This window comes from Streptomyces sp. ALB3 (genome assembly GCF_044385685.1).
In the GTDB taxonomy this organism is placed as follows: domain Bacteria; phylum Actinomycetota; class Actinomycetes; order Streptomycetales; family Streptomycetaceae; genus Streptomyces.
This window is the reverse complement of the sequence record NZ_JBISCE010000046.1, coordinates 281,977-298,447: the sequence shown is the minus strand read 5'-3', so window position 1 is coordinate 298,447 and position 16,471 is coordinate 281,977. Positions and strand designations below refer to the sequence as shown.

16 protein-coding genes and 1 pseudogene are annotated in these 16,471 nt (G+C 72.1%); 7 read left to right on the top strand and 10 right to left on the bottom strand.

All coding sequences use genetic code 11. From position 1 onward, the window contains the following. Window positions 1–3: 3 nt before the first annotated feature. Window positions 4–945 carry an NADP-dependent oxidoreductase gene (locus ACHFIV_RS31370; protein WP_398976013.1) on the bottom strand — a complete coding sequence of 314 codons (942 nt, stop codon included), beginning with the start codon at window positions 943–945 and terminating at the stop codon, window positions 4–6. A gap of 207 nt (window positions 946–1,152) precedes the next feature. Beyond that, window positions 1,153–2,028: a hypothetical protein gene (locus ACHFIV_RS31365; RefSeq protein WP_398976011.1), complete on the bottom strand. Its 876-nt coding sequence runs from the start codon at window positions 2,026–2,028 to the stop codon at window positions 1,153–1,155. Between the two features lie 129 nt (window positions 2,029–2,157). Between ACHFIV_RS31365 and ACHFIV_RS31360 the strand changes: the two genes are divergently transcribed. The 3 genes from ACHFIV_RS31360 to ACHFIV_RS31350 all read left to right on the top strand — a co-directional run bounded on the left by ACHFIV_RS31360 (window position 2,158) and on the right by ACHFIV_RS31350 (window position 4,561). Further along, complete coding sequence (locus ACHFIV_RS31360; RefSeq protein WP_398976009.1) at window positions 2,158–2,568, top strand: hypothetical protein; 411 nt, start codon at window positions 2,158–2,160, stop codon at window positions 2,566–2,568. A 167-nt stretch (window positions 2,569–2,735) separates the two neighbouring features. After that, complete coding sequence (locus ACHFIV_RS31355; protein WP_398976007.1) at window positions 2,736–3,707, top strand: ATP-binding cassette domain-containing protein; 972 nt, start codon at window positions 2,736–2,738, stop codon at window positions 3,705–3,707. Next, window positions 3,704–4,561: an ABC transporter permease gene (locus ACHFIV_RS31350; protein ID WP_398976005.1), complete on the top strand. Its 858-nt coding sequence runs from the start codon at window positions 3,704–3,706 to the stop codon at window positions 4,559–4,561. Before ACHFIV_RS31355 ends, ACHFIV_RS31350 begins: the two co-directional genes overlap by 4 nt. Window positions 4,562–4,696: 135 nt before the next feature. On the opposite strand, the gene ACHFIV_RS31345 is transcribed toward ACHFIV_RS31350, so the two are convergent. The 3 genes from ACHFIV_RS31345 to ACHFIV_RS31335 all read right to left on the bottom strand — a co-directional run bounded on the left by ACHFIV_RS31345 (window position 4,697) and on the right by ACHFIV_RS31335 (window position 6,976). Further along, window positions 4,697–5,119 (bottom strand): universal stress protein, encoded by a 423-nt coding sequence (locus ACHFIV_RS31345; RefSeq protein WP_398976003.1) that lies wholly within the window; start codon window positions 5,117–5,119, stop codon window positions 4,697–4,699. A gap of 94 nt (window positions 5,120–5,213) precedes the next feature. Next, window positions 5,214–5,876, bottom strand: coding sequence for an FMN reductase (locus ACHFIV_RS31340; protein ID WP_398976001.1), 663 nt, complete (start codon window positions 5,874–5,876; stop codon window positions 5,214–5,216). Then, a complete protein-coding gene (locus tag ACHFIV_RS31335) occupies window positions 5,873–6,976 on the bottom strand; it encodes an LLM class flavin-dependent oxidoreductase (protein WP_398975999.1) in 1,104 nt (367 codons plus the stop codon). Before ACHFIV_RS31335 ends, ACHFIV_RS31340 begins: the two co-directional genes overlap by 4 nt. Window positions 6,977–7,300: 324 nt before the next feature. Here ACHFIV_RS31335 and trpS point away from each other — a divergent pair, with 324 nt between their 5' ends. Beyond that, window positions 7,301–8,362 (top strand): tryptophan--tRNA ligase, encoded by a 1,062-nt coding sequence (gene trpS, locus ACHFIV_RS31330; protein ID WP_398975997.1) that lies wholly within the window; start codon window positions 7,301–7,303, stop codon window positions 8,360–8,362. A gap of 55 nt (window positions 8,363–8,417) precedes the next feature. On the opposite strand, the gene ACHFIV_RS31325 is transcribed toward trpS, so the two are convergent. Both ACHFIV_RS31325 and ACHFIV_RS31320 read right to left on the bottom strand, forming a co-directional pair. After that, window positions 8,418–10,427, bottom strand: coding sequence for an NAD-binding protein (locus ACHFIV_RS31325; protein WP_398975995.1), 2,010 nt, complete (start codon window positions 10,425–10,427; stop codon window positions 8,418–8,420). Between the two features lie 183 nt (window positions 10,428–10,610). After that, window positions 10,611–11,009: pseudogene (locus tag ACHFIV_RS31320) on the bottom strand (hypothetical protein); the annotation flags it as partial. A gap of 292 nt (window positions 11,010–11,301) precedes the next feature. On the opposite strand from ACHFIV_RS31320, the gene ACHFIV_RS31315 reads away from it, so the two are divergent. Then, entirely contained in the window at window positions 11,302–12,369 is a 1,068-nt protein-coding gene (locus ACHFIV_RS31315) for a PucR family transcriptional regulator (protein ID WP_398975994.1), read from the top strand. Window positions 12,370–12,502: 133 nt separating this feature from the next. Here the strand turns inward: ACHFIV_RS31315 and ACHFIV_RS31310 are convergent, their stop codons facing one another. The 3 genes from ACHFIV_RS31310 to ACHFIV_RS31300 all read right to left on the bottom strand — a co-directional run bounded on the left by ACHFIV_RS31310 (window position 12,503) and on the right by ACHFIV_RS31300 (window position 14,856). Then, window positions 12,503–13,750 (bottom strand): cation:proton antiporter, encoded by a 1,248-nt coding sequence (locus ACHFIV_RS31310; RefSeq protein ID WP_398975992.1) that lies wholly within the window; start codon window positions 13,748–13,750, stop codon window positions 12,503–12,505. 2 nt (window positions 13,751–13,752) lie between these two features. Beyond that, window positions 13,753–14,223 carry a cation:proton antiporter regulatory subunit gene (locus ACHFIV_RS31305; protein ID WP_398975990.1) on the bottom strand — a complete coding sequence of 157 codons (471 nt, stop codon included), beginning with the start codon at window positions 14,221–14,223 and terminating at the stop codon, window positions 13,753–13,755. Window positions 14,224–14,439: 216 nt separating this feature from the next. After that, a complete protein-coding gene (locus ACHFIV_RS31300; RefSeq protein WP_398975988.1) occupies window positions 14,440–14,856 on the bottom strand; it encodes an ATP-binding protein in 417 nt (138 codons plus the stop codon). Window positions 14,857–15,500: 644 nt separating this feature from the next. Between ACHFIV_RS31300 and ACHFIV_RS31295 the strand changes: the two genes are divergently transcribed. Beyond that, window positions 15,501–15,839, top strand: coding sequence for a MerR family transcriptional regulator (locus tag ACHFIV_RS31295; RefSeq protein ID WP_398975986.1), 339 nt, complete (start codon window positions 15,501–15,503; stop codon window positions 15,837–15,839). 64 nt (window positions 15,840–15,903) lie between these two features. Continuing rightward, the gene (locus ACHFIV_RS31290) at window positions 15,904–16,335 is read left to right on the top strand and encodes a DUF6892 domain-containing protein (RefSeq protein ID WP_398975984.1); all 432 of its coding nucleotides are present in this window, start codon (window positions 15,904–15,906) and stop codon (window positions 16,333–16,335) included. Window positions 16,336–16,471 lie beyond the last annotated feature (136 nt).

The window sequence follows — 16,471 nt, the reverse complement described above, 5'->3', positions numbered from 1 at the left end:
TCCTCAGATGGCGAAGACGGTCTTGCCGCGCGCCCCGCCCGCGCGGTTCTGGAGGAGCGCCTGAGGCGCCTTCTCCAGCGGGAGCTCCATGTCGAGGGGCACGGCCAGCTCTCCGCGCGCCACGGCGGAGGCCAGCTCCTCCAGCGGTGCTGCTGCCGGGGCGAGCCGGAAGTCGGCCCAGGCGACGCCCGGCGGCGCCGCGACGCCCCGGGTCGTGACCACGATCCCGCCGTCGCGCACCAGGGCCGCATAGGCGGCGAACGACGCGGCGTCCGTGGAGACGAGGTCGACGAGCGCGTCGACACCGTCCGGGTGGAACTCACGGACCTCGGCCTCCAGCGCTCCGGAACGTGTGGTCGTGTCGACGGTGAGGGAGGCGCCGAGCGCCCTCATCCGCCGCCCCTCGTCGCCCCGCACACCGGCGACGACCCGGGTACCGCGAGCAGCCGCCAGCTGGGTCAGGAAGCTGCCGACCCCTCCCGTCGCCCCGATGACGAGCAGGCTCAGCCCGCTGCGCACGGCCGTACTCGACAGGATCTGCGTGGCGGTCGTGCCTGCCGACGGGAGCGCCGCCGCGAGGCGGAGCGGCACGTCGCGTGGGACCAGGGCGATCGGTGAATCCTGCGGGACGCAGAGGTATTCGCTGTACGCACCGCAGCGCCCGGGGGGCCGCGCCGCCACCCGGCCGAAGACCGGGTCGCCGACCCGGAAGGCGTTGTCGCCGCTGCCGATCATGTCCACCCGGCCGGCGAAGTCGGTGCCCAGGACGAACGGGAAGACAGCGGGTACGTCCGCCTCCGAGTCGCCGTCCGCGGTCTGCCAGTCGAGCGGGTTGAGCGCCGCGTACTCCACCTTCACCCGCACCTCACCGGCCTCGGGGCCGGGCTTCGGCACCTCGACGAGACAGGGCTCGGTGCGGAACGCGTTGACGGCGACGGCTCGCATGCGGCAGACCTTTCACTCGCCCCCGGTCCCACGAGTCCCACTGTCGCCCGGCCCCCGCCCCCACGCATGTCGGGCCGGGTACGCCCGGTCACCGGACCGTGAGCGGCGCCGGCCGGCGGGCCCCGCTGTCCCGCCGCGCGCACGACCGAAAGGGCACGCCGGGGCCTGCCGGCCGCTCACCCGCTACCGAAGGCCGGGCCCGGGCCCTCACCCCCGACGGGCTGCCACGACCCGACGGGCTGCCACGATCCGTCCCACGATGCCGCCGACGACGAGGACCGCCCCGACGAGGAGCACGACCCACACCGTCGTCCGCAGGGAGGCGGTCAGCGCGTCGTAGACCGCGCCGGCGCCGCCACGGTCGGTCCCCGGCACCTGGTCGAGCACCCGGGCCCGGCCGACGGCGACGGCGATCCGCAGGAGGACCGCACCGAGCACCAGACCGCCGCCGGCCACGGCCGCGGTCGACAGGCCGGTCCGCAGGCCGCCGCGTGCGAGCGCGAGGCCCAGGGCCAGGACGAGCAGAACCACCGTTCCCACGGCCGGCCGGACACCGCGGGACCGCAGCCACTGGAACGAGGACCGCAGGCCGTCGGCGCGGTCGGCCGACAGCACGGTGATCGAGGTCTCCCGGACCGGGATCCGGTCGGCGAAGGGCACCCCCTCGGCGACCAGTCCCTTCTTCACCTGCTCGATCACCGGCGCCAGGTCGATGGTCACCGCCTGCCCGTCGTCCCCGTGCAGCGAGGCGGTCACGGCCTCGTGCGCCGTCCGGTTCGCGCTGTCCCAGGCCCGCTGGAACGCCTCGGTCGAGGTGAACGACAGGGCGGTTCCGTGCAGGAACTGCTCGACCGTCTCCTGGAGCGGCCCGACGTCGATGTTCTTCATCACCTCGTCCGTGACCAGCGTGGCCACGGTGCCCTGCACGTCGGCGTCGGAGGCGAGCGGGGAGACGGCGGCGATATACCGGTCGGTGTCGTCGAGTTCCAGGTCGACCCACGCGGAGAGGGCGCTCACCGGGACCAGGACGGCGAGCAGCACGAGCAGTACCGCCTGGAGAGCCGCTGAGAGAGAGGTCCGCACAGGCTCCAGCCAATCCGGTGCGGCGGCCCGTCGCCCCGGACGGTAGGCCGTTCGAGTTGCCGGGCGGAGCGGCCGGGTGTGCGCTGGAGGAACACGGGGACGGGGGCCGGACGGAAGGAGCTGTACGCCATGGCCACACACGCGACGACGCCGACGCGCCCCGGGACGCGGGACCGCGCCCGGGGACACCACGGGCCCAGCGCGCTCGCCTGGGCCGTGCCGTCGGCGCTCGGTGTGATCGTCGGTTTCTGGGCCTTCTTCATCAACCGGGACGGCGGCGCCACCACCGGCGGACAGATCTGGCTCGGCATCGCCTCCGGGGTGGCTTTCGCCGTGCTCTGCCACGCGCTCGTGCGGGTGCGGTGGGCCTTGCCGCGGGAGCTGCGGGCGGCGGCCTTCGGGGCGCTGACAGGGGCCACGGTCGGTTTCCTCTCCAGCCTGAACGGCAACAGCGTGCTGGAGTCGAGTGCGATCGGCCTGGCACTCGCCGCGGGGATGTCCTGCGTGATGTTCTACCTCTACTACACGCGTGAGGACTGACCCGGTCGTCCTTACGGACCGGGAGGCGCGGCAACCGGACCCGGTCCGGTCGCCGCGCCCGGCCGTTCCGTCCGATCCGCTCCGCCGCCGGGGAGCACCGTGCCATCGTGGACGCATCGGCCCCGGGGAGGCGCCGCCGACCCGGCACCGTCGACAAGGAAGGGCACATGAGCACTCAACTGGCCATCGAGACCACGGGGCTGGTGAAGGTCTTCGGGGACAACCGTGCGGTGGACGGCGTGGATCTCGCCGTTCCCGCGGGCACCGTCTACGGGGTCCTGGGGCCCAACGGAGCCGGGAAGACCACCACCGTGAGGATGCTGGCGACACTGCTGCGACCGGACGCCGGGCGGGCACAGGTCTTCGGCCACGACGTGGTGAAGGACGCCGACACGGTCCGCAGCCGTGTCAGCCTCACCGGGCAGTACGCCTCGGTCGACGAGGACCTGACCGGTACGGAGAACCTCGTACTGCTGGCCCGGCTCCTCGGGCACTCCAAGCCCGCCGCGAGGGCCAGGGCCGCGCAGCTCCTCGAGGCCTTCGGGCTGAGCGAGGCGGCGGGCAAGCAGGTGAAGAACTACTCCGGGGGCATGCGGCGCAGGATCGACATCGCCGCGTCCATCCTGAACACGCCGGACCTCCTCTTCCTCGACGAACCGACCACCGGGCTCGACCCGCGCAGCCGTAACCAGGTGTGGGACATCGTGCGGGCCGTCGTCGCCCAGGGCACGACGGTCATGCTGACCACCCAGTACCTCGACGAGGCCGACCACCTGGCCTCCCGGATCGCCGTGATCGACCACGGCAAGGTGATCGCGGAGGGGACGAAAGGCGAGCTCAAGGCGTCCGTCGGCGCCGGCTCCGTCCACCTCCGCCTGCGCGATCCCGGGCAGCGGCCCGAGGCCGAGCGGGTGCTGGCACTCGTGCTGGACGCCACGGTGCAGCTGGACCACGACCCGGTGGCCCTGACCGCACGCGTCGGGGGCCACGGCACCGAGAAGGGGGCGGCCGAGCAGGCCTCCCGGGCGCTGGCGGAGCTGGCCAGGTGCGGAATCCACGTGGACAACTTCGCGCTGGGCCAGCCCAGCCTGGACGAGGTCTTCCTCGCACTCACGGACAAGAAGGGGGTGGCGGCGTGAGCACGGCGCCCACCAGGACCGAGAGCACCGACGCGGAGCTCGTGGCGCCGGACGCGGAGACGCTGTCCTCCCTGCTGGTCGGCCAGGAACGTCCTCGCAGGCCCAGCGCGCTGTCGGCGTCGCTGACCTTCGGGTGGCGGGCCATGCTGAAGATCAAGCACGTCCCTGAGCAGCTGTTCGACGTGACGGTCTTCCCGATCATGATGGTGCTGATGTTCACGTACCTCTTCGGCGGGGCGCTGGCCGGCTCCACCGAGGGGTACATCCAGTTCCTGCTGCCCGGAATCCTCGTCATGAGCGTCGTGATGATCACGATGTACACGGGCCTCGCGGTCAACACCGACATCGCGAAGGGCGTGTTCGACCGATTCCGCACACTGCCGATCTGGCGGCCCGCGCCGATGGTCGGCTACCTGCTGGGCGATGTCGTGCGCTACCTGCTGGCCTCGGCCGTGATGCTCGTGGTGGGCCTCGTCATCGGCTACCGGCCGGACGGCGGTGTGCTGGGCGTCCTCGCGGGGGTCGCGCTGCTGCTGGTGTTCTCGTTCGCGTTCTCGTGGATCTGGACGATGTTCGGCCTGATGCTGCGCACCGAGAAGTCGGTGATGGGCGTCAGCATGATGGTGATCTTCCCGCTGACGTTCCTGAGCAACGTCTTCGTCGACCCCGGCACCATGCCCGGATGGCTGCAGGCGTTCGTGAACAACAGCCCGGTGACGCACCTCGCCGCCGCGGTGCGGGAGCTGATGGCGGGTAACTGGCCCGCGACGGACATCGCCTGGTCGCTGGGCTGGTCCGCGCTCCTCGTGGTGGTCTTCGGCGCGGTGACGATGAGGCTCTACAACCGCAAGTGACGGCACGACCGCACGTGACGGCGGGGCCCACGGAGGAGCCGGCCGGGTGGCCGGCCGTGTCGCACGGCTGACACACCACGGGCGGGCCGAGGGCCCGGCCGTGGTGTGCGGCCGGGGCGGGAGGGCGCCGGCCGCTCAGTCGCGGACGACGGTGACCGGGCAGGTGGCGTGCTGGGTGACATGGAGGCTGACCGAGCCGAGCAGCGTCGCCTTGAAGCCGCTGTAGCCGCGCGCACCGACGACCAGCAGGTTCGCCCCCTTGGAGCGGTCCAGCAGCGACTGGGCGGGGTTGCCGATCACGACGATCTTCTCGACCGCCGCGGCCCCCTCGACGCCGAGGGCCTCCTCCAGTGCCTCGGTGAGCGCCACGGTCGCCACGGCCTGCGGGTCGAAGTCCTCCGGCATGCCCGGCATCATGGACGCCCAGCTGGTAGCGGGGTACTCCCAGCTGTTCACCGCCTCGACCGTGTCGCCGGTCAGCCCTGCCTGGCGTACGGCCCAGCGCAGTGCTTTGAGTGACGCGTCCGATCCGTCGACGCCCACGACGATCCTGCCCATGTCTGCCTCCAGTGTGTCCGAACATCTACGGCATACAGGGGCTAACTGTAGTCAACCAGGACATCGGGGGCTGGGGGTGGCCCCCGATGCCGGGTCAACCGGTCCGCAGTGCCGCGAGCTGCTGGGCGAACGGGACGACCGCGTCCTCACCGTCTTCGAGGGTGAGGGCCCGGGTGGCGCCGGAGACGGTCCGTCCCCCGGTGACGGCGGAGGCGAGTTCGCCTCCCGCGCGCCGGATGCGGGAGGGCAGTCCTTCGGTGTACTCGTCCCCCTGCGAGCCCCAGTCCTCCGACGCGGCGTAGACGGCGGTCGGCAGGACGACGGCCCGCAGGTAGGCGAAGAGCGGGCGCATCGCGTGCTCCAGGACCAGCGAGTGCCGGGGCGTTCCGCCGGTCGCCGCGATGACGACGGGCTTGCCCGTCAGCGCGGTGTTGTCGACCAGGTCGAAGAACGACTTGAACAGACCGCTGTACGAGGCGGTGAAGACGGGCGTCACGGCGATCAGCCCGTCCGCCCCGGACACCGCGTCGAGTGCCTGCCTCAGGCCGGCCGGAGCGAAGCCGGTGACCAGGTGGTTGGCGATGTCGACGGCCAGGTCGCGCAGTTCGACGACCTGGACCTCGACGGGACGGTCCTGCCCGGCCGCCAGCCTCTCGCGGGCGGCCTCGGCGAGCCGGTCGGCCAGCAGCCGGGTGGACGAGGGGCTGCTGAGTCCGGCCGCGACCGCGACGATCCTCAGGGGGGCGGTGGCGGTCATCGGAGCTCCTTCGGGTCTGCCGCGGCGGCGGCGCGGGCGGCGGCGACCGCGGGGTGGACGGGGGCGTCCGGGACTCCGGCGGGGCGCAGGCGGGCGAACTCCTTGCGCAGGACGGGCACGACCTCCTCGCCCAGGATGTCGAGCTGTTCCAGGACCGTCTTCAGCGGCAGTCCCGCGTGGTCCATCAGGAACAGCTGGCGCTGGTAGTCGCCGACGTCCTCGCGGAAGGACAGGGTCCGCTCGATGACCTCCTGCGGGGAGCCGACGGTCAGCGGCGTCTGCTGGGTGAAGTCCTCCAGGGAGGGCCCGTGCCCGTAGACCGGCGCGTTGTCGAAGTACGGGCGGAACTCCCGGACCGCGTCCTGCGAGTTCTTCCGCATGAAGACCTGCCCGCCGAGGCCCACGACGGCTTGTTCGGCGGTGCCGTGGCCGTAGTGGGCATAGCGGCGCCGGTAGAGGTCGACCATCTTCCTCGTGTGCTCCATGGGCCAGAAGATGTTGTTGTGGAAGAACCCGTCACCGTAGTAGGCGGCCTGCTCCGCGATCTCCGGGGAGCGGATCGAGCCGTGCCAGACGAACGGCGGGACGCCGTCCAGTGGGCGCGGGGTGGCGGTGAAGGACTGCAGCGGGGTGCGGAACTTCCCCTCCCAGTCGACGACGTCCTCGCGCCACAGCTTGTGCAGCAGGGCGTAGTTCTCGATCGCGAGCGGGATGCCCTGACGGATGTCCTTGCCGAACCAGGGGTAGACCGGGCCGGTGTTGCCGCGGCCCATCATCAGGTCGACGCGGCCGTCGGCCAGGTGCTGGAGCGTGGCGTAGTCCTCGGCGATCTTCACCGGGTCATTGGTGGTGATCAGCGTGGTGGAGGTCGAGAGGATCAGGTTCTCGGTGCGGGCGGCGATGTAGCCGAGCGTGGTCGTCGGTGAGGACGGGACGAACGGCGGGTTGTGGTGCTCGCCGGTCGCGAAGACGTCCAGACCCACTTCCTCGGCCTTGAGCGCGATCGCGAGGGTCGCCTTGATCCGCTCGTTCTCGCTCGGTGCCGTACCGGTCGTGGGGTCGGTGGTGACATCCCCGACGGTGAAGATCCCGAACTGCATGGCGCCCGCCTCCAGAAAGTGTTGAGCGACTTGGTTGAACGTTGAACTATGTGAACACACCCTACAACGGGGCACCACCCCTTCCTATTCCGGCCCTCCCCGGGCCGGCCGTCAGGAGAAACGTCCGCGTTCCGGGGTGCCGGCTGGCGCTAGACTCGGCCCATGACCTCCGTACCGTGCCGGAACTGGTGGCGCTCCTCCTAGGAGCGGCCACCCGCATCTGCGCGGAACGAGGGCCGTTCGACATCGGACGGCCCTTCACTTCGCCCCGGCACCCTGCGACGGGCCGTCCTCCACGCGTACACCGCCAGCGAGGAGAGCCCCGTGACCCTGACCGCAGACGGCCTGGCCATCAGCCCCGCCGTACGCCGCAGCGCCGAACTGGAGCAGCAGCTCACCGCGGAACCCGGCCGCTTCCGCGTCCTCACCGGGGACAGACCCACCGGTGCCCTGCACCTCGGGCACTACTTCGGCACCCTCCACAACCGGGTGCGGCTCCAGGACCTCGGCGTGGACGTCTTCGTGCTCGTCGCCGACTACCAGGTCCTCACCGACCGGGACGTCGCCGAGCGGCTCACCGAGCACGTCGAGGGGCTCCTCCTGGACTACCTCGCCATCGGGATCGACCCCGCCCGTACGACGGTCTTCAACCACAGCGCTGTCCCCGCCCTCAACCAGCTGCTGCTGCCGTTCCTGTCCCTCGTCTCCGTCGCCGAGCTCGGCCGCAACCCCACCGTGAAGGACGAGATCGCGCACTCCAGGCAGGCCGCCGTCAGCGGTCTCATGTACACCTACCCGGTGCACCAGGCCGCCGACATCCTGTTCTGCAAGGGCAACCTCGTGCCCGTCGGCCAGGACCAGCTGCCCCACCTGGAGATCACCCGCACCGTCGCCCGCCGCTTCAACGAGCGGTACGCAGACGTGTTCCCCGAGCCCGACGCGCTGCTCTCCGCCGCGCCGCTGCTGCTCGGCACCGACGCCACCAAGATGAGCAAGAGCCGTGGCAACGCCATCGCCCTGAGTGCCGACGCCGACCGGACCGCCCGGCTGATCAGGGGCGCCACCACCGACGCCGACCGGCACATCACCTACGACCCGGCCCGGCGGCCCGGGGTGTCGAGCCTGGTACTGCTGGCGGCGCTCTGCCTCGACCGCGACCCGCACGAGGTCGCGGAGGAGATCGGGAACGCCGGCGCAGCCGGGCTCAAGCGCACCGTGACGGAGGCCGTCAACGCGCGCATGGCCCCCATCCGTGCCAGGCGGGCGGAGTACGCGCAGGACATGGCCTACGTGAGGGCCGTGCTGCGGGAAGGGAACGAGCGGGCGAACGCCGTGGCCGAGGCGACCCTGGGGGAGGTGCGGGAAGCGATGGGAATGTTCCGCTGACCCCGTCACCCGCCGCTCCGTTCCCAGCCCCGGCCCCGCAGGGGAGAGCCACGGCTCAGGGGCGGGCCACGGGGCGCCGCCCGCGCAGCAGCTCGGCCAGCCCGCGCCGGGTCGCGGCGATCACCACCCGGTCCTCACGCCGCAGCACGTAACCCGGGTGCAGATCCCAGACCAGGCCGGCGGGCCGGTCCGGCGCCCCCTGACCCGTCGGGGCGCGGGGGTCGTACGGCGGCACGGCGGCGAGGTCCGGGACGCGGTCGGCGGGCGGGGTGGCGTCCAGGGCCAGGACCCGCCAGGCGCCCGCCCGGAAGGCCTGCTCGACGGTCCGGCCCTCCAGCTGGGGGTGGCCCGCCACCTCGAGGGCCGCGAAGAGCATCACCTTGCGCTCCACCGGGACCGCGCCCAGGATCTGCCGGCCCATCATGGCCACCGCGAAGGACGGCGCGGCCAGATGGGACACGGAGCGGGAGCGGGTCAGGGCCCCCGGGTGAGCCGTACGCAGGGTGCGGTAGACGGCGGTGGCGAACTCGTCGTCGTACAGGCGCAGTGCCACGCGGAGGTCCGGCTTCACCGAGCGGGCGTAGAGCGTGGCCTCGAGGTTCGTGGTGTCGACGCTGGTCAGGGCCAGCAGGGCGTGGGCCCGGCGGATCTTCGCCGCCTCCAGTACGCCCTCCTGGGTCACGTCACCCAGGACCGTCGGGACGTGCAGGCTGCGGGCCAGTGGGATGCCGCGCGCCTCGGGGTCCTCCTCGACCACCACCACGGGGATGTCGAGCTCGCGGAGCCGCACCAGGACCCTCGTGCCTATCTTGCCCAGCCCCAGCAGGACCACATGGCCGGACAGACCACGCGGGGGGCGGCGCAGCGACGACGCGGTGCGCAGCGAGCCGAACGCCTCCAGGACGGCGGCGACCAGCAGGGGCAGCAGCAGGAGACCCGCCATGCCGGAGAGGAGCTGGATGACCTGGCGGGACGCGGGGTCGGAGCCCTCGACCGCCGGGTCGCCCATCGCCAGCAGGTCGAGCAGGGTCAGGTAGGCGGCGTGCAGCGGGCTGTCACCCGTGGTGATCACCGAGGCGACGGCCAGGCCGACGACGGCGGCGGCGACCCCCAGTGCCGACCAGCGCAGCCTCCGCGAGAAGACCTGGCCCAGTGGCGCGCCCCTGCCTCCCATGCGGGCGGGTGCCCGGTCCTGCCCCGCCTGACGGATGGCTTCCAGGACGATCGTGCCCCGGCCCGTGGCGGCGTTCACCGTCGCCAGGTCGGGAAGCAGCTGCGGCCCCTCCGCGCCACTGCTGTCGGAACCCTCGGCCCCGGCCGGGTCCTGACTGGTGGAGGAGAGCAGCGCGAGGGTGCACAGCCCGGGATCGGCCAGTTCACCCGGCCGGGGAGGGGTGCGTTCGACGGCCCGCAGGAGCAGGCCCTCGGCCTGGATGACCTTGCTGCTGCCGGTCAGCGCGGTGGCCGCCAGGGCGGGTGCGGCGGTGTCGGCGTCGGACAGGACGGTGGTGGCGGCGTCCAGCGCGGCCGGGTCGAGACCGGGCATGGAGACGGCCGCCGCCTGGTCGAGCAGCGCCTCCAGGTGCTGGCCGAGCTTGCGGTTGTAGAGGCGGATGACGAGGCGCAGGCGCGGATTGAGCCTCCGGGCCGTCAGAGCGGCGCGGATGTTGAGCTCGTCGTCGTCGTAGACGAGCGCGAGCGCGGCGGCCCGGTCGACGCCCGCCTCCTCCAGCACGTCGTCGGAGGGCTCGTGCGCCTCCATGATGCGGACGGCCTCGACTCCGGCGTTCGTGTCGCCGTCACCGCCGCTGCCCGCCCCGTTGCGGCTCATCGCCGCGGACATGCGCCCGAACAGGGCGCCCGCCCGGGCGCGCTGGGTCAGCGGCAGCTCCGGCCTGCTGGTGTCACGGCCCGGCGGGACCAGCAGAGTGACCCGCTCCCCGTACACGTACCGCAGTTCCACGGCGAGCCTGCGGGCGAGGGTGTCGTCACCGCAGACCACCATGTGGCCGCTGTCCGGGGGGCGTTGGGGCTGACGAGGAAGTGTGGACACGGAACCCAGCATGCCTTGGTCCCTCCGGTTCGGTCGGGCGTGTCGGTGATCATCGCGTGACGGGGGCGTGGACACCCGTCCCGGTGTCCGCGGCGCCGCGCACCGCGTTCCGCGAGGCCGTGCTCACCGGGAGGACGACGGCCCGGGCGGCGAGGAGGGCGGACGCGGGGCGCGTCCCGCGTCCCACGGCGCGCGGATCCGGTCCGGGAGGTCCTGCCGGGGCGGGGGCGGATCAGCGGTGAAGAACCGCCGGAGGCGGCGTGCGAGCAGACGGACCGCCCACCAGGCGGTCAGGAGCGCCCCCGCCAGTACGACGAGGTGGAACACGGCCCGCAGGGTGCCGGTGGTTCCGCCCCGGAGCACGAGGAACGATCCGGTCAGGCCGATGAGCCAGGCGATGAGGACGAACAGCGACACCGAGACGGAGACGGGCAACCCGCCGAATCCGACCGCCTCGCTGTCGAGGTCGGTGTCGAAGGAGTCGTGCGCGGCGGCTCCGGCCAGCACCAGGAGCCAGAAACAGACGACGACCACCAGTGCGGCACCGAAGACGACGGCCGGGAAGGTGACTGCCGCGGAAACGATGTCGGTCATCCGGTCCACCCCCTGCGACGCCGTTCGGTCCCGGGGGACGGCCGGCGCCGGGTGGGCGGGGACGCCGGCGCCGCGACACCGCGAACGGCGCGCAGCAGCCGGCTCCTTCCCCCGTGATCCCCCGTAACCCCCGTACTTCCCCCGTGTGTTGCTGAACGAATCGTGTCATCCGGGCGGCCCGGGCGCACTGCCGTAACCCGGCAGGCTTCGCGGGTCCCGCCTGCCGGGCACCGGCATCCGTCCTCGGGCGTTGGGAGGATGACAGTGCTGTTGATGTGTGAAGGAGTGCGCGGTGGCGGAGCCCGAGATCCCCGGTAGGTTCCTGGAGGGTTACGCCCACATCCTGGCGGAGGTGGCGGAGACCGGCCGCCGGCTCACCCGGGACGAACTGGAGACGCGGCGCGCCCTCGGCCGGGAGGCCGCGGAGGCGGGACATCAGCTGAGGGCCCTGGTGAACCGGCATCTCTCGGCCACCCGCACCGCGTGGCCGCACGCCGTGGCGGGCGCGTCCGCAGCCGACGCCGTGCTGGGCGCCGTCGAACAGGCCGTCGACGCCTTCGCGGAGGGCTTCGAGCGGGCGCAGCGCCTCACCGTGCGGCGCGAGGAAGCGGCGCGGCGCGAGTTCATCGACGACCTGCTGTACGGGCGCAGTGACATGGGCAGGCTCGCGGAGCGTGCCAGCCGGTTCGGGCTGCGGCTCTCCCGCGCCCACGCCGTCGCGGTGGCGGCGGGCCCCGAGGCGTACACCGAGTCGGACGCCGTGCCCCGCAGCGTGGAGTCGGCGATGCTCGCGCGCTTCAGCGGCCGCAAGATCCTGCTCACGACGAAGGACGGACGCCTCGTCTGCATAGCCCCCGGCAGCCAGCCGGACGTCCTGCGGTACTTCGCCAAGCAGGCGCACGCCGCCACGGACGGCCACCAGGTCGCGGTCGGCCGCCCGCACCGGGGGCCCGGAGGAGTGGTCCACTCGTACGACGAGGCGCTCGAGGCGCTCGATCTGGCCTCTCGGATGGAGCTGGACGACCCGGTGCTGTACGCCGCCGACCTGCTGGTCTACCCGGTGCTGACCCGGGACCGGCAGGCGATGGCCGATCTGGTGCGCAGCGAGCTCGGTCCGCTCAGGGAGGCGCGGGGCGGTGCGGAGCCACTGCTGAGGACGCTGTCCGTGTACTTCGACGCGGGCTGTGTCGCCGCGGAGACCGCCCGCAGACTGTCGCTGAGCGTGCGTGCTCTCACCTACCGGCTGGAGCGGATACATCAGCTGACCGGGTCCGACCCGTCCGACCCGATGCACCGCTACGCGCTCCAGACGGCGGTGATCGGCGCCCGGCTGCTGGACTGGCCGGCGAAGGAGCTCTGACCCGCCGCCGGCCCCCTTCCCCGGCCGGTCCGGCTCCGGGGGCGGGTGCCGGCCTCGCGAGGCGGCGGGGTGGAGCGGAGTGTGCCCTCGTGGTCTCCGCGCGGCTGTTCCGCTCCACCCCGCCGGCGCCCCGTCAGTCGGAGTCGCGCCCGGCGTGCTCCGGCGTCAGGTCGTCGTGCGAGGGCATCGGCTGACCGGCCGCGACGGCCGGCTTCCTCCGCCTGCCGGCGAGCGCCGCCTGGAGCCTCGACGCGACCGGTTCCGTCCACCGCGCGGTGAGCGGCCCGGCGATCACCAGGATCAGCACGTACGCGGTCGCGATGGGCCCGATCCGCGGTTCCGTCGCCACGGCCAGACCGGCGATGACGATCGAGAACTCCCCGCGCGCGACCAGGGTGCCACCCGCCCGCCAACGGCCGCGCGGGCCGATCCCGGCCCGCCGGGAGGCGTACCAGCCGGTGCCGATCTTCGTGAAGACAGTGACGATCGCCAGCAGTGCCGCGGGCAGCAGGACGGGCGGGATCTCCGCCGGATCGGTGGACAGTCCGAAGAACACGAAGAACACGGCTGCGAACAGGTCGCGCAGCGGCGTCAGCAGCTTGCGCGCGCCCTCGGCGACCTCGCCGGAGAGGGCGATGCCCACGAGGAAGGCGCCGACGGCGGCGGACACCTGGAGCTGCTGCGCCACCCCGGCCACCAGGACGGTGAGCCCGAGGACGACGAGCAGCAGCATCTCCGGGTTGTCGGACGACACCGCCCGGCTGATGAGCCGGCCGTGGCGCAGCGCCAGGTAGAGGACGAACCCGACGGTGCCGAGGGCGATCAGCAGCGCCATGCTGCCGCCCGCCAGGCCCACACCGGCGAGCATCGCGGTGAGCAGCGGCAGATAGACGGCCATGGCGAGGTCCTCGATGACGAGGACACCGAGGATGACGGGCGTCTCGCGGTTGCCGAGCCTCCCCATGTCGGTCATCACCTTGGCGATGACACCCGAGGACGAGATCCATGTGACCCCGGCCAGGGCGACCGCCCCCACGGGACCCCAGCCCAGCATCAGACCGGCTGCCGCGCCGGGCGTCGCGTTGAGCACGAAGTCGACGACCCCGGACGGGTACTGCGTCTTGAGGCTGGTGACGAGCTCCGAGGCGCTGTACTCCAGCCCGAGCAGGAGCAGGAGGAGGATGACGCCGATCTCCGCCCCGATGGCGGTGAACTCCTCGCTGGCGCCGAGCGGCAGCAGACCGCCCTCGCCGAACGCGAGCCCGGCCAGCAGGTAGAGCGGGATCGGCGAGAGGCCTATCCGCCCGGCGAACCTCCCGATGATGCCGAGCCCCAGGATGACGGAGCCCAGCTCCACCAGCAGTGCAGTCGTGTCATGCACGGTCAGCCCTCCGCAATGATCTCGGAGAGCGTGTCGACGCCCTCGCGTGTGCCTACGACGACGAGCGTGTCCCCGATGGCCAGCCGGAAGTCAGGACCCGGCGAGGGGTGCGCGCTGTGCGTGCGCAGCACGGCCACGATCGAGGCCCCCGTCCGCGTCCGTGCCCTGGTGTCCCCGAGCAGCCGCCCGCCGTACGGGGAACGGGTTCCGAGCGGGATGTGCTCGGTGACCAGATCGATCCCCTCGGTGCGCACGGCGTCGATCGGCGCCGCGTCGATGAGGTGCGCGAGCCCGGTGGCCTCGCTGGTGGTCAGGGGTACGGAGAGCACGCATGAATCCGGGTCGTCCTTCTCGTAGAACCCCAGGAACCGCCGGCCGTCGTGATGCACGACCACGGAGATGTGCTGCCCCGACTCGGTCGTGTAGTCGTACTGGACGCCGACTCCGGGCAGCGACGTGCGGTGGGTTCCCATGGCTTCCTCCGAGGGACACGCGGCGGCAGGGCGACGCTTTTGATCAGCTTTTTATTCGCCCATTACCTTATCCGGCCGTGGAATCCCCCGAATGGGTGCTTCAGGGGCACCCGGGCCGGTGCGGCAGCACACGGCGGGAGCCGCGGCACACGTCGGCACCCGGCCGCCATGGGCGCGACCGGGTGCGGGAGCGGTGCTCTTCGCTGCCTCTGCGGATCACCGGGCGAGCTGGGCGCGGACGGTCTTCCCGGAGCCCGGCCCGGGTGTGATGGTCAGGGCCTGGGTGAGACGACGGACCATGTGCCATCCGAAGCCCCCTGTGCCGCCGTCGAGGTCGGGGGTCCGCCCGCGAGGGGGCGCGGGGCTGGGGTCGCTGACGGCGGCGGTCACGGTGCCGGGGGCCGAGGAGAGCCGGAGGGTGAACCGGCCGCCGCCGTGGCGCAGCGCGTTGGTGACGAGCTCGGAGACCACCAGCACCAGGGTGTCGGCCAGGTCGGGGTCCGGTGCGGGGGAGAGACGGTCGGTGAAGGTGCGGGCCGCCCTGCGGGCCCAGTGGATGCTGTCCGTGCTGTCGCCCCGCACCACGGTCCGTGCGGGGGCCGTCGCGGTCTCGGGCATCGTCGTGTCGGTCATGCGCGTACCCCACCTGTGATCGGTTGTTCCGCTTTTCCCTGGACAGACCGGATGCCCGCTCCGGCGGCTTTTACTACCCCCGGCCGTGACCGGCCGGAGATATGGGCCGACAGGGGGTGCAGAAGTACGGCGCTCAGCCGATCAGGAAATCTGTCATGGCGAGGGTAGACATCCGCGCTCTGCCGGACTAACGTCTTCCTCGTAGCCAAGGGATCGAAAAGGCCCGGCAGGGACGCACTGCCGGGCAGCAGACGAATTCCGCAGGACGGTGCGGCGGTGGAGTTCCGGAGCCAGGGTTGTTGCAGACGGTGACGGGACTGACGGCCGGACCGGGTGGCCCGCAGTGATGAGGGGCCGCCACAGCAGTACCGGCACGTTGATCCAGAGGGAAGAACGGAGGATGTGAACACCATCAGGATCGCCCGGGCGGATCTGTACTGACCCGGGTACCGCAGGACATCGACAGGCAGGTGGTCTCCGGTCACGCATTCGCGATCCCCGCATCCCCGACCGCGCGTCGGGCGGCAGTGCGGACACAGAGAGCCGGCGTAGTACTCGAGCCGGCAGATGGTGTAGCAGTTTCCTTCGGGGCCTTGGTGCCATATGGCACCAAGGCCCCTCCAGCGCGTTCCGAGAGAGGTTAAATGCCCGCAGATGCTTCCTTCCGCCGTCTGGACGACGACGACTTCCCCGCCTTCACGATGGGCCGGGCCGCAGAGATGCTCGGCACCACACCGGCGTTCCTGCGCGCTCTGGGTGACGAGCGCCTGATCACTCCGCTGCGCTCCGAGGGCGGGCACCGGCGGTACTCCCGCTACCAGCTGAAGATCGCCGCACGGGCCCGCGAACTCGTCGACGAGGGGATGGCCGTGGGCGCCGCCTGCCGCATCGTCATCCTCGAGGACCAGCTCGAGGAGGCCCGGCGCATCAACGACGAACTGCGCGGGTCGCCGTCCGGCTCGCCCTCGAAGGCGGATGCCTGAACGGTGCGCCGGACGCGGCCACGGGCCGGGCCGCCCTGTCGGTGCGACGTGATTGCATGCCGCCATGGCTGAGTTCAAGGACTTCAACTTCAAGCTGATGGTCGTCGAGGCGCTCATGTACGGCGACGAGACGCTGACGCCCGCGTTCAGCATCGATGAGCGGTTCCGTGCCCGGGGAGTCGACGACCTGTACTCCCATGTGTACGAGAACGGCTGGGAGCACACCGTGCTGGAGGAGTCACGCGCGTACTTCGAGGCGCTGGAGATCAGCGACGAGCTGTTGGCGACGGTCGACGAGCTGGTCCTCGACGGCGGCAACCAGGTGTTCTACGAGTGCTCTCCCGTCTGGGACGGCGAGGACGACCTCTTCGACGTCCGTTCGCTGGACGATCTGCCTCTGCTGCCGAACCTGAAGAGGGTGCTGGGCGCCGACATGGTCGCCGTGCCGGGCAAGGAGGAGGTCTTCGCGGCACGCGGTGTAGCGGTGGTCTGCTGAAGGCCGCCCCGGGCGTGCGGGCCCCCGGCACGGCCAGCAGCCGGGGCCGCCGACCGGTCGGGGCCCCGCTCGAGGTGCCGCGTCGCCTGCCGCCCGGGCGCCGTGGGGGGGGAGTGGACACGGCTGTGCCCGGCCG